The organism is Streptomyces sp. R21 (assembly GCF_041051975.1).
Lineage (GTDB): Bacteria > Actinomycetota > Actinomycetes > Streptomycetales > Streptomycetaceae > Streptomyces.
The window spans coordinates 5,509,072-5,521,623 of the sequence record NZ_CP163435.1; the positions used below are offsets into that span (position 1 = coordinate 5,509,072).

12 protein-coding genes are annotated in these 12,552 nt (G+C 70.2%); 8 read left to right on the forward strand and 4 right to left on the reverse strand.

From position 1 onward, the window contains the following. Positions 1 to 22: 22 nt before the first annotated feature. On the forward strand, positions 23 to 1,306 hold the full coding sequence (locus AB5J56_RS24645) for a sensor histidine kinase (RefSeq protein ID WP_369235018.1): 1,284 nt from the start codon (positions 23 to 25) through the stop codon (positions 1,304 to 1,306). Then, positions 1,303 to 1,983, forward strand: coding sequence for a response regulator transcription factor (locus tag AB5J56_RS24650; RefSeq protein ID WP_009340348.1), 681 nt, complete (start codon positions 1,303 to 1,305; stop codon positions 1,981 to 1,983). Before AB5J56_RS24645 ends, AB5J56_RS24650 begins: the two co-directional genes overlap by 4 nt. Positions 1,984 to 2,103: 120 nt before the next feature. Here AB5J56_RS24650 and AB5J56_RS24655 read toward each other — a convergent pair whose 3' ends face one another. Then, on the reverse strand, positions 2,104 to 2,766 hold the full coding sequence (locus AB5J56_RS24655) for a DUF461 domain-containing protein (protein ID WP_369235020.1): 663 nt from the start codon (positions 2,764 to 2,766) through the stop codon (positions 2,104 to 2,106). Between the two features lie 642 nt (positions 2,767 to 3,408). Here AB5J56_RS24655 and AB5J56_RS24660 point away from each other — a divergent pair. The 6 genes from AB5J56_RS24660 (at position 3,409) to AB5J56_RS24685 (ending at position 9,821) form a co-directional block, all read left to right on the forward strand. Then, positions 3,409 to 3,891 carry a CarD family transcriptional regulator gene (locus AB5J56_RS24660; protein ID WP_003953493.1) on the forward strand — a complete coding sequence of 161 codons (483 nt, stop codon included), beginning with the start codon at positions 3,409 to 3,411 and terminating at the stop codon, positions 3,889 to 3,891. A 291-nt stretch (positions 3,892 to 4,182) separates the two neighbouring features. Next, positions 4,183 to 4,935 carry a 2-C-methyl-D-erythritol 4-phosphate cytidylyltransferase gene (gene ispD, locus AB5J56_RS24665; RefSeq protein ID WP_369235022.1) on the forward strand — a complete coding sequence of 251 codons (753 nt, stop codon included), beginning with the start codon at positions 4,183 to 4,185 and terminating at the stop codon, positions 4,933 to 4,935. Continuing rightward, positions 4,925 to 5,428 carry a 2-C-methyl-D-erythritol 2,4-cyclodiphosphate synthase gene (ispF, locus tag AB5J56_RS24670; RefSeq protein WP_369235024.1) on the forward strand — a complete coding sequence of 168 codons (504 nt, stop codon included), beginning with the start codon at positions 4,925 to 4,927 and terminating at the stop codon, positions 5,426 to 5,428. Before ispD ends, ispF begins: the two co-directional genes overlap by 11 nt. Positions 5,429 to 5,602: 174 nt before the next feature. After that, a complete protein-coding gene (gene cysS / locus AB5J56_RS24675) occupies positions 5,603 to 7,000 on the forward strand; it encodes a cysteine--tRNA ligase (protein WP_369235026.1) in 1,398 nt (465 codons plus the stop codon). 101 nt (positions 7,001 to 7,101) lie between these two features. After that, a complete protein-coding gene (rlmB, locus tag AB5J56_RS24680) occupies positions 7,102 to 8,043 on the forward strand; it encodes a 23S rRNA (guanosine(2251)-2'-O)-methyltransferase RlmB (RefSeq protein WP_369235028.1) in 942 nt (313 codons plus the stop codon). Between the two features lie 125 nt (positions 8,044 to 8,168). Further along, positions 8,169 to 9,821 carry a DoxX family protein gene (locus AB5J56_RS24685; protein ID WP_369235030.1) on the forward strand — a complete coding sequence of 551 codons (1,653 nt, stop codon included), beginning with the start codon at positions 8,169 to 8,171 and terminating at the stop codon, positions 9,819 to 9,821. A gap of 85 nt (positions 9,822 to 9,906) precedes the next feature. Here the strand turns inward: AB5J56_RS24685 and AB5J56_RS24690 are convergent, their stop codons facing one another. The 3 genes from AB5J56_RS24690 to AB5J56_RS24700 all read right to left on the reverse strand — a co-directional run bounded on the left by AB5J56_RS24690 (position 9,907) and on the right by AB5J56_RS24700 (position 12,521). Beyond that, positions 9,907 to 10,638: an NDP-sugar synthase gene (locus AB5J56_RS24690; protein WP_369235032.1), complete on the reverse strand. Its 732-nt coding sequence runs from the start codon at positions 10,636 to 10,638 to the stop codon at positions 9,907 to 9,909. 73 nt (positions 10,639 to 10,711) lie between these two features. Then, on the reverse strand, positions 10,712 to 11,161 hold the full coding sequence (locus AB5J56_RS24695; RefSeq protein ID WP_369235034.1) for a hypothetical protein: 450 nt from the start codon (positions 11,159 to 11,161) through the stop codon (positions 10,712 to 10,714). A gap of 223 nt (positions 11,162 to 11,384) precedes the next feature. Beyond that, on the reverse strand, positions 11,385 to 12,521 hold the full coding sequence (locus AB5J56_RS24700) for an ABC transporter ATP-binding protein (RefSeq protein WP_369235036.1): 1,137 nt from the start codon (positions 12,519 to 12,521) through the stop codon (positions 11,385 to 11,387). Positions 12,522 to 12,552 lie beyond the last annotated feature (31 nt).

The following is a 12,552-nucleotide window of genomic DNA, read 5'->3' on the forward strand; positions in this document are numbered from 1 at the left end:
ACGACATGCCTAACCTGGGTGCATGGACGTGAACGCGGCGGTCGCCGCAGCGGCAGCGATCGCCGGAGTGCTCACCGGTGTCATCGCCATGCTGGCGTTCCGCTGGAGCGAACGCGACCAGAAACGCCCCACCCGCACCTCGCTGCATACGGACCCGGTGCTTCCGCCGGGCGTCGACACGGTTCTCTCCGTGCTCCGGTCCTCCGCCGTCGTCCTCGACGAGGCGGACGCCGTGGTCAAGGCCAGCTCCGCCGCGTACGCCCTCGGGCTGGTCCGCGGCGGCAAGCTCGCCGTGGAACCCATGGTGAAGATGGCCCGCGACACCCGTCGCGACGGGGAGATACGCCAGGTGGAGCTGGACCTGCCGCGGCGCGGCACCGGACGCGGCGAGGCCCTCGCCGTCTCCGCACGCGTCGCCCCGCTCGGCTCCCGCCTCGTGCTCCTCCTCGTCGAGGACCTCACCGAGGCCCGGCGCATCGAGGCCGTACGACGCGACTTCGTCGCCAATGTGAGCCACGAGCTGAAGACCCCGGTCGGCGCCCTCTCCCTGCTCTCCGAGGCCGTCATGGACGCCTCGGACGACCCGGAGGCCGTGGAGCGCTTCGCCGGACGTATGCAGATAGAGGCCACCCGGCTCACCAACCTCGTCCAGGAACTCATCGACCTGTCGAGGGTGCAGAACGACGACCCTCTTGAGGACGCCGAGCCGGTGCGCGTCGACGAACTGGTGGCCGAGGCGGTCGACCGGTGCCGCCACCAGGCGGGCACCAAGCAGATCACCATGGCCGCCGGAGGCACCGCCGACCTGAGCATCTGGGGGAACAGGGGCCAGCTGGCCGCCGCCCTCGGAAACCTCGTCGAGAACGCCGTCAACTACTCGCCCGCCCGCACCCGGGTGGGCATAGCCGCGCGCAGGGTGACCGCGCCCGGCGGAGACTTGATCGAGATAGCCGTGACCGACCAGGGCATCGGCATCTCGGACAAGGACAAGGAGCGCGTCTTCGAGCGCTTCTACCGCGTCGACCCGGCCCGTTCCCGTGCCACAGGCGGTACGGGGCTGGGGCTCGCGATCGTCAAGCACGTGGCCGCCTCGCACGGCGGGGAGGTCACGGTGTGGAGCTCCGAGGGACAGGGCTCCACGTTCACCCTGCGGCTGCCGGAGGCGGCGGTCCGCGACCGCGTGACCGACCACATGCCAGGACTCGACGAAGACGACGAGACCGGGCACCACCTCGCACAGCCCGACGGGACGACCACCGTCACATCCCCGTATGAACCGCTTCCTGCCCCGGAGGTCCTTCCGTGACCCGTGTGCTTGTCGTCGAGGACGAGGAGTCCTTCTCCGACGCCCTGTCGTACATGCTTCGCAAGGAGGGCTTCGAGGTCGCCATCGCGACCACCGGGCCCGATGGACTCGACGAGTTCGAGCGCAACGGCGCCGACCTCGTCCTTCTCGACCTGATGCTGCCGGGCCTGCCCGGCACGGAGGTCTGCCGCCAGCTGCGCGGCCGCTCCAACGTCCCGGTGATCATGGTCACCGCCAAGGACAGCGAGATCGACAAGGTCGTGGGCCTCGAAATAGGAGCCGACGACTACGTCACCAAGCCCTTCTCCTCCCGCGAACTGGTCGCCCGCATCCGGGCCGTCCTGCGCCGCCGCGGGGAGCCGGAGGAGGTCACCCCGGCCGCCCTGGAAGCCGGCCCGGTCCGCATGGACGTCGACCGCCACGTGGTCACCGTCTCAGGCTCCAAGGTCGACCTCCCCCTCAAGGAGTTCGACCTCCTGGAGATGCTGCTGCGCAACGCGGGCCGTGTCCTCACCCGCATGCAGCTCATCGACCGGGTCTGGGGCGCCGACTACGTAGGCGACACGAAGACCCTGGACGTCCACGTCAAGCGCCTGCGGGCCAAGATCGAGCCGGACCCGGGAGCGCCTCGGTACCTGGTGACGGTGCGCGGTCTCGGATACAAGTTCGAGCCGTAAACCGATGGAATAGGTCCCCACGCGCGCGTGCGGCACGACGGCACGACGAAGGGCGGCACCCCCTGGAGGGGTACCGCCCTTCGTGCGTGCTCACGGCGTCGCGGTGACCGCCGGTCTACGTCACTGAGCCGCGGACTGCGTCGCGGTGGCGGTGGCGGTGGCGGTGGCGGTGGCCGTGCCCGTCGCGCTCGCCGACGCAGCGCCGGTCGGCGTGCCCGAGGCGGGCCCGGACGGCTTGGGGCTCGCGGACGCGGTCGGCGCCGTCGGCAGCTCGCTCGGGCCCCACTTGGTGAAGTAGTGCTCGGCGGGGACGACGAACGCCCGCAGGCTCACGTCGCCGGCCTTGCTGAAGCTGAAGGTGACCTTCTGCGCGTTGCCGTCCTTGACGGCCTCACGGCTGCTCGACAGCACCGCGGAGGCGTTGTCCTTGCCGCCGATGACGATGGAGCCGCCGGCCGGGACGACCAGCTTGCCCTTGCCCTTGGCGGGATGGATCTCGGCGGTCTTGCCGGTGCCCGCGACGGTGATGGCGTCCAGCGTCTCCGGGTCGGTGCCGTTGTTGAACACGGTCGCGGAGATCACGGCCGGGCCTGTCGACTCCAGGTCCGGCTGCGTGATCACCGAGACGTTCTGAAGCTTGATGGCGCCGACGGTGACCGCGGCGTTGTCCGGCTTCACCTCGAGCGTCTGGGCGTCGTTTCCGGCGCCGCACGCGGCGAGCGAGGCGATCGAGAACGCGATGGCGGCGGCGGCGAGAGCGCCGCGTCGAAGGCTGCTGCTCACGGCGGCGGCAACTCCTAGAACGTGGGCGGTACGGGGTCCGGGCGGCCGTACGGCTGTAAAGCCGCCCTAAGGGTCTGTCAGCGGCCTTAGGTTACCGAGCCGTTCCCCCGCCGCCGCACCCGACCCGCCTCTAAGCGTCCTCCAAGCGTCGACGGGCATCATCGCGCCGTGTGTGCATCCCGTCCCGCGCGTACTTCGCAGCCGACCCATGAACCACTTTGACGACCCACTGGTCCGCCATTCACATAAGCACCTCCCGCATCCGCTTGCGGATTTCACGTATGGAATGCGTGGCGGCTCGGAAAATTGATCTTCGGCCCGAGAACGGCGACCGTGATCAATTCCGGATTCGTCTCGTACCCGACTCCGGTCACCGAACGGAGTAGCGGAAGTCGTACTCCTGGAGCCGGACAAAAGCGGACGTTCAGGCACTGGTCAGAGGCTTCTGGTGTGTGTAACGTACGCGTTTCACCCCGCCCGGAGAGCCGCTCCGACCTGCGAATACCCTCTTCCGCTCACCCTCCGAAGCACGTTCCTGTTGCGGTTGTCAAGCCCCGAGATATGCCCTGACCTGCGAAAACGCCATTCAGAAGACGCCGTTTCCGTGTTACCCTGGATAGCCACGGAAGGGGTACCTGTCACATGACGTTCAAGGTTGGCGACACCGTGGTCTATCCCCATCACGGGGCCGCGCTGATCGAGGCCATCGAAACTCGCCAGATCAAAGGCGTGGACAAGACCTACTTGGTGCTGAAGGTCGCCCAGGGCGACCTGACGGTGCGTGTGCCAGCGGACAATGCGGAGTTCGTCGGCGTGCGTGATGTGGTCGGTCAGGACGGGCTGGACCGGGTCTTCGAGGTGCTGCGCGCGCCGTACGCCGAGGAGCCCACGAACTGGTCGCGTCGTTACAAGGCAAATCTGGAGAAGCTCGCCTCCGGCGATGTCATCAAGGTCGCGGAAGTCGTACGTGACCTGTGGCGTCGTGAGCGCGAGCGCGGACTCTCCGCAGGTGAGAAGCGCATGCTTGCCAAGGCCCGCCAGATTCTGGTGAGCGAGCTGGCCCTCGCGGAGAACACGAACGAGGACAAGGCCGAGGCTCTTCTCGACGAGGTTCTCGCGTCCTGACGCAGGCCCTGTGCGGGTGCGAGCCCGCAGAGCCGGCGCGATGACGCAATGAAATGCCGCGGTGCCCGATGACGCATTAGCTGTCGCCGGGCGCTGCGGCATGTTCGTATCCGGAAGTGGTCGAATACGTACCGCCCCGATGTGGCCGAAACTCGCACTACGGCCGAACACTCACCGGGACACGGGCGCCGACTCGACCGGATGGTCACGGAAGGGTCCCCGGTCAAGGCTTGCGCCCGCACGCTGTGGCCATACCCACGCATCCCGAGTACACAAACCTGACAGGAACCGATGTCTGACGAATCACGCCCTTCGCCTCCGGGAACCCCCGTCGCGGTCGTGATCCCGGCCGCCGGACGGGGCGTGCGCCTCGGTCCGGGCGCCCCCAAAGCGCTCCGCGCGCTGAACGGCACCCCCATGCTCATCCACGCGGTGCGCGCCATGGCCGCGTCCCGCGCCGTCTCCCTGGTCGTCGTCGTGGCCCCGCCCGAGGGAGCGGCCGAGGTCAAGTCGCTGCTCGACGCACACGCGCTGCCCGAGCGCACCGACTTCCTGGTGGTCCCCGGCGGCGAGTCACGCCAGGAGTCCGTGAAGCTCGGCCTCGACGCGCTGCCGCCCGGCCACGACATCGTGCTGGTGCACGACGCCGCCCGGCCGCTCGTACCGGTCGACACGGTGGACGCCGTCATCGAGGCCGTACGGGACGGGGCGCCCGCCGTCGTACCGGCGCTGCCCCTCGCGGACACCGTCAAGCAGGTCGAACCCGCGACGGCCCCGGGCGCGCCCGAACCCGTTGTGGCCACCCCCGAGCGGGCGCGGCTGCGGGCCGTACAGACCCCGCAGGGCTTCGACCTCGCCACGCTCGTGCGCGCGCACGAGACGGTGACCGGCGGCGTCACCGACGACGCAGGGATGGTCGAGCAGCTCGGCCTCCAGGTCGTCGTCGTACCCGGGCACGAGGAGGCCTTCAAGGTCACCCGCCCGCTGGACCTGGTCCTCGCGGAGGCCGTCCTCGCCCGCAGGAGGCTGAACGATGGCTTCTGAGGCACCGGCGCCCCTCGTGCTGCCCCAGGTCGGCATCGGCACCGACATCCACGCCTTCGAGGAGGGCCGCGAGCTGTGGTGCGCGGGCCTGAAGTGGGAGGGCGAGGGACCGGGCCTCGCCGGGCACTCCGACGCGGACGTCGTCGCGCACGCCGCCTGCAACGCGCTGTTCTCGGCCGCCGGGCTCGGTGACCTCGGGCAGCACTTCGGCACCGGGCGGCCCGAGTGGTCCGGCGCGTCGGGCGTCACCCTGCTGACGGAGGCGGCGCGCATCGTCCGGGCCGCCGGCTTCACCATCGGCAACGTCGCGGTCCAGGTCGTCGGCCCCCGCCCCAAGATCGGCAAGCGCCGCGACGAGGCCCAGAAGATCCTCTCCGAGGCGGCGGGCGCACCCGTCTCCGTCTCCGGCGCGACCACGGACGGCCTCGGCTTCCCCGGTCGCGACGAGGGCCTGATGGCGATCGCGACCGCACTCGTGGCGCGAGTGAACTGACAGAGCCCCCTCGAACGACCCCTCGAACAACCCCTGCAACGGCCCCTGAACGCCCCCTGAACCGACCCCGAGTCGTTCCGAGTCGCCCCTGAGCCGTCCCCTGTATGTCACGAATACGTGCCCTTGGGCCGGAAGGGTCGCAGGGCACTACCCAGGGGCCACTACCCTGGAGTGGTGACCATTCGCCTGTACGACACCAGCGCCCGGCAGATCCGTGACTTCTCCCCGCTCAAGCCGGGTTGTGTCTCGATCTACCTCTGTGGCGCCACCGTCCAGGCGGCACCGCACATCGGGCACATCCGCTCGTATCTGAACTTCGACATCATGCGCCGCTGGTTCACCCACCGCGGCTACGACGTCACGTTCATCCGCAACGTCACCGACATCGACGACAAGATCATCAACAAGTCGGCCGAACAGGGCCGCCCCTGGTGGGCGATCGGCTACGAGAACGAGCGGGCCTTCAACGACGGCTACAACGCCCTCGGCTGCCTCCCGCCGACCTACGAACCGCGCGCCACCGGGCACGTCCCCGAGATGATCGAGATGATGCGCGGCCTCATCGAGCGCGGTCACGCGTACGAGGCCGACGGCAGCGTCTACTTCGACGTGCGCTCCTTCCCCGAGTACCTGGCGCTGTCCAACCAGGACATCGACGACCTGCGCCAGCCCGACGAGGGCGTCGCGGGCAAGCGCGACTCCCGCGACTTCGCCATGTGGAAGGCGTCCAAGCCGGGCGAGCCCGACTGGGAGACCCCGTGGGGCCGCGGCCGCCCCGGCTGGCACCTCGAATGCTCCGCCATGGCCCACAAGTACCTGGGCTCCGCCTTCGACATCCACGGCGGCGGCCTCGACCTGATCTTCCCGCACCACGAGAACGAGATCGCCCAGGCCAAGGCGTACGGCGACGAGTTCGCCAAGTACTGGGTGCACAACGCCTGGGTCACCATGAGCGGCGAGAAGATGTCGAAGTCCCTCGGGAACTCGGTGCTCGTCAGCGAGATGGTCAAGCAGTGGCGCCCGATCGTGCTCCGGTACTACCTCGGCACCCCGCACTACCGCTCGATGATCGAGTACAGCGAAGAGGCCCTGCGCGAGGCCGAGTCGGCGTTCGCGCGCATCGAGGGCTTCGTCCAGCGGGTCGTCGAGAAGGCCGGGGGAGTCGTCGAACCCGCCGCCGACGTGCCCCCCGCCTTCGCCGAGGCCATGGACGACGACCTCGGTGTCCCGCAGGCGCTCGCCATCGTCCACACCACCGTCCGGCAGGGCAACTCCGCCCTCGCCGCCGACGACAAGGAAGCCGCCGTGGAGCGGCTGGCGGAGGTCCGGGCCATGCTCGGCGTCCTCGGCCTCGACCCGCTCGACCCCCAGTGGGCCGGCGAGGGCGACCGCGGCGAGGACCTGCACGGCGTCGTCGACACCCTCGTACGCCTGGTGCTCCAGCAGCGCGAGGCAGCCCGCGGCCGCAAGGACTGGGCCACCGCCGACGCCATCCGCGACCAGCTCAACCAGTCGGGCCTCGTGATCGAGGACGGCCCGCAGGGACCGCGCTGGACGCTCGGACCGCGTTAGCGGACCGCCGCGAATGTGCCGCCCGGCGTTTCGGGCGGCACACTGGCACTGACGTACGTATTCACGCGTACGCATCGACGTTCAACACAGACAGGTAGGTCATGGCCGCTAACAACCGCCGCATGTCCGGCAAGAAGGGCGCGCAGGTCGGCAGTGGCGGCCAGCGACGCAAGGGGCTCGAGGGCAAGGGCCCGACCCCGCCGGCCGAGATGCGCAAGAAGCACAAGGCGAACCGCATCGCGAACGCCAAGGCCAAGCAGGCCGCGCGCCGCCCCACGCCCCGTGGCCGCGGCGGCAAGGGCACGTCCGAGATGGTCGTCGGGCGCAACCCCGTCGTCGAGGCGCTGCGCGAGGGCGTGCCCGCGGTGACGCTGTACGTCCAGCAGTTCATCGACAACGACGAGCGCGTCCGCGAGGCGCTCCAGCTCGTCGGCGAGCGCGGCGGCATCCACCTCATGGAGGCCCCCCGCCCCGAGCTGGACCGCATGACCAACGGGCTCAACCACCAGGGCCTGGTCCTCCAGGTCCCGCCGTACGAGTACGCCCACCCCGAGGACCTCGTCGCCGCCGCGTTCGACGAGGGCCAGGACCCCCTCATCGTCGCCCTCGACGGCGTGACCGACCCGCGCAACCTCGGCGCCGTCGTCCGCTCCGTCTCCGCGTTCGGCGGCCACGGCGTCGTCGTACCCGAGCGGCGCGCCGCCGGCATGACCGCCGGCGCCTGGAAGACGTCGGCCGGTACGGCGGCCCGCACGCCCGTCGCGCGCTGCACCAACCTGACGCGCGCCCTGGAGGCGTACAAGAAGGCCGGTGTCACCATCGTCGGCCTCGCCGCGGACGGCGAGACCGAGGTCGGCGAACTGGACGCCCTGGGCGGCCCGGTCGTCATCGTCGTCGGCAGCGAGGGCAAGGGCCTGTCCCGACTCGTGGGCGAAACCTGCGACTTCCGGGTGCGGATCCCGATGCCCGGTGGCGCGGAGTCGCTGAACGCGGGTGTCGCGGCGGGAGTTGTGCTGTACGAGGCGTCGCGCCGGCGCGTCTGAGCAGGCGCTCGCGCCATACCCCCGTGGGGCAATCGGGATGTTCTGGATGTTCGGGACGACCTTGACGCGGTCCGGACAGATCCGCCCGGTCAAAGCAGTGTCCTAAACACACGTCACTCGGTTAGATGAGTGTGGACACCAGAACACCCCGCACACCCACGGGGGACCGCTCGTCGGGATTCGATTCCGGATTCGACGAAGCTCCCGCGCTGAGCATGGTGAAGGTGCCGAGCGATCCGGCGCAGGTCATCGTCAATCATGCGAGCTTCCGCGTGCAGCTAGCCGCCACGCCGCGGAGCCAGTCCCCGCGCATCTCACGGCACTTGAGCTCCACCGGCGATGCCACGCGCATGCCCGCCGCCGGTACGGCCGGCAGAGCGGGCGCGTCCGGCGCCGGAGCGCGGCGGCGCGCACCCGTCGTATGGAGCGGCAAGTCCGCACCCGACGACACCGGCGCCCACCGCCTGCTGCAAGCCGTACGGGGCACCAGCGTGCGCCACGGCGAGGCACCGGCCGGCGACGCCGGAGCGACCCAGGTCATCCCGCGCATCGACGTCGACGACCTGACCGACGAGACGGTGGAGACCCCCGTCGTCGGCAGCCAGCGCCCGCCCGCCTCCGGCGAGACCCGCCTGCTGCCCCACATGCGCAGCGTCGACAGCACATACGACGAACCCGGGTACGGGGACGGGGAGTTCGCGGACGACGAGCTCGCCGACCTCGACGACCTCACCGAGGAAGACGGCGACGCGCCCGCCAAGCGGCACGGCTCCGACCCCGTCCGGCACGCCTACTACCCCGGCCGCCGGATGAACCTCGGCGTCGTCCTGCTCCCCCTCCGCGTGTTCCTCGGCTTCATCTCCATCTACGCCGGCATGGGCAAGCTCTGCGACCCCGTCTACTTCGACGGCGGCAAGCGCGGCTCCATGGTGAAGTGGCTCAACACCCTGCACCCGTGGGAAGTCGCCGAGCCACTGCGGCAGTTCGCCCTCCAGCACCCCGTCGGCGCCGGACTCGTCATCGCCTTCCTCCAGGTCATCGTCGGCGTCCTGACGGTCCTCGGGCTCTGGCAGCGCGTCGCCGCCGTCGTCGGCGCACTGCTCTCCGCCGCCCTCATCGTCACCGTCAGCTGGAAGACCGTCCCCGCCTACGACGCGCCCGACATCATCTACCTCGCCGCCTGGTCCCCGCTGATCATCGCGGGCGCCCCCGTCTACTCCATCGACGGACGCCTCGCCGGCGAGGCCTGGCGCACCCTCGGGCCGCGCGCCGAACTCTGGGAACTGCGCCGACGCGTACTGCGCCGCGGCGCGCTCGTCGGGGCCATCGTCGTCGGCCTCACGCTGCTCATCGGCTCCCTCCTCGGAGGAGCCGTCCGCGACGCCGACCGCGTCGTCGTCCCCGGACCGGGCGAGGCCCCGCGCAACGAACTGCCCGGCTCCCCGCTCCCGGAGACCCCCGGCAAGCGCCACCACCACAAGGCGTCCCCGTCGGCCTCCGAGGCACCTACCCAGGGCGCCTCCTCGACCCCCTCGGACACCACGACCACGCCGGGCGCGGTCCGTGAGACCGGCGGCACGGCCACCAGCGGGCCCAGCCAGACGCAGGGCACCAACCAGGCGCCGCCGCAGCAGTCCTCGCCGGTCCAGCAGGCGCCCAGCACCACCGCGGGCCCCACGTCCTCCGGCGGCACCAGCACGGGCGGCACGTCCACCGGCGGCTCGTCCGGCGGCTCCTCGGACGGCTCCGACAAGCTCGTGGGCGGCCTGCTGGGGTAACTCCCTTCGGGCGGTACGACGACGGGGGCCCCGCACCTGACTGGTGCGGGGCCCCCGTCGTCGTACCGTCACGGGCTCAAGGTTCTCAACGCCCCAGCGCCGCAAGCTCCTTGGCCGCCTCCGTGAGGTCCTTCGCGGTGTCGATGGCGCGCCAGTAGGCGCCCTGCGGGAGCGAGAAGCCGGCCAGGCGGCGTTCGCGGGCCAGGTGCGGGAACGTGGTGCGCTCGTGGTCGCCGCGCTCGGGGAGCAGGGAGGCGAACTCGGGGGAGAAGACGTAGACGCCCGCGTTGATCTCGTGCTGCGTCGGCGGTGACTCGATGAAGTCCGTGATGCGGCCGAAGCCGTCCGTCTTCACGGCGCCCCACGGGATGCGGGGGCGGGCCAGCGCGAGGGTGGCGACCGCGTCGCGCTCGGTGTGGAAGTCCGCCATGTCGCGCAGCGAGAAGCGCGTCCAGATGTCGCCGTTGGTCGCGTACCAGGGCTTGTCCGGGTGCGGGAGGTGCGCGGCGGCGTACTTGAGGCCGCCGCCACGGCCGAGGGGCTCGCTCTCGACGACCGTCGTGACGTTCACGGGAAGGTCGGCCGAGTCCAGCCACTTCTGGAGAACGTCGGCGAGATGGCCGCACGAGACGACCACGTCGGTCACGCCCTCCTCGGCGAGCCAGGTCAGCTGGTGGCCGATGATCGGGGTCCCGGTGCCGGGGATCTCGACCATCGGCTTGGGCCGGTCGTCGGTGTAGGGACGCAGCCGAGAGCCCTGGCCGCCGGCCAGGACAACGGCTTGAACGGGGCGCGACGCGGCGTTCGGATCGGTCATGACCGAACTGTACGTGGCGCCCCGCTCGCGGTTTCTTGTGGCAACCGTTCCTTAATCAGCCGTTACCTGCCGCTCAGCTCTGCGGGGCCGCGACGCCGGAGGCGAAGGACGTGTCGCAGACGGGCCGGGCGTAGGACTGGGCCCGCGAGGGCCCGTACACACGGACCGCTGCGCGGCCGAGGGCGCGGGCGATGGATACGCAGTGCTTCGTGAGCGACGGGTGGCCGTTCACCGCCTCCTGGAGATGGGTGAGGGCGACGCCTGGGTTCTTCTCCTGGAGTTCCAGCAGGAGTCTGTCGCGCAGGACGTCCTGCGGAGCGCGGGACGAGGCACGCGCGGAGACGTCCTCGGAGGAGGCGGTGAGCACCGAGTCCGAGGAGTTCCCCGACCAGTTGACTCGGGTGACCGCGAGGGTCCCGGAAAGCACCAGGACGACAGGCAGAACGAGGGCGAGGGTGCGGCCGATCCGGCGGGCGGGGCCACGGCCACGCCGGGTCCGTTGGTTAGTGGTGGAGTGCTTCACGCGAGTGAGGGTAGCGCGGGGTGATGATTTGGCGACATTTAGTCACCAATTCGGGGGACGGGGAAACGGCGAATTCGGGGTAGCGCGTTGACGTACACGTATCGAAATGACCGGTCTGCCGGGGTATTTGTCGACAACGAAGAAGGCCCCGCAGCAGGCTGCGGGGCCTTCTTCGTCAACTTGGGGGAATTCACCCCTTACGGGGGTCCGAGCGGCTCCGAGGTCAGTCGGTGAGCCGCTCGCCCGTGGAGGTCGAGAACACGTGGGTCTCGCCCGGGCGCGGCACGACGTGCAGCGTGGCGCCCTTCTCCGGGACCGCACGGCCGCTGACGCGGACGACCAGGTCCGTGAGCTTGTCGTCGACCTTGGCGGAGCCGTAGACGTAGCCGTCGGCGCCGAGCTCCTCGACGACGTTCACCGAGACGGCGAGGCCGGCCGGGGCGTCCTCGGTCTCCTTGGTGAGCGACTTCGCGGCCGCGCCGCCCTGCTCGACGATGTCGAAGTGCTCGGGACGGACGCCGACCGTGACGGTGCGGTCGCCCTTGTCCGTGGCGGCCTTGAGGGCGTCGCGGTTGACCGGCACGACGCTGTTGCCGAACTTCACGCCACCGTCGGTGATCGGAACCTCGACCAGGTTCATGGCCGGGGAGCCGATGAACCCGGCGACGAAGAGGTTGGCCGGGCGGTCGTACATGTTGCGCGGCGAGTCGACCTGCTGGAGCAGACCGTCCTTCAGTACGGCCACACGGTCGCCCATCGTCATGGCCTCGACCTGGTCGTGGGTGACGTAGACGGTGGTGATGCCGAGGCGGCGCTGGAGCGAGGCGATCTGCGTACGGGTCGAGACACGGAGCTTGGCGTCGAGGTTCGACAGCGGCTCGTCCATGAGGAAGACCTGGGGCTCACGCACGATGGCGCGACCCATCGCCACACGCTGGCGCTGACCGCCGGAGAGCGCCTTCGGCTTGCGGCCGAGGTAGTCGGTGAGGTCGAGGATCTTCGCCGCGTCCTCGACCTTCTGGCGGATCTCGGCCTTGTTGACGCCGGCGATCTTGAGCGCGAAGCCCATGTTGTCGGCGACGGTCATGTGCGGGTACAGCGCGTAGTTCTGGAACACCATGGCGATGTCCCGGTCCTTGGGCGGCAGGTGCGTGACGTCGCGGTCACCGATGCGGATGGCGCCGGCGTTCACGTCCTCGAGCCCCGCGAGCATGCGGAGCGAGGTGGACTTGCCGCAGCCGGAGGGACCGACGAGGACGAGGAACTCGCCGTCCTCGATGTCGATCTCCAGAGCATCGACGGCGGGCTTCTCGGTGCCCGGGTAGATCCGGGTCGCCTTGTCGAACGAAACAGTGGCCATGGTGAGGGGCCCCCTTCACCGGCAGGAACGT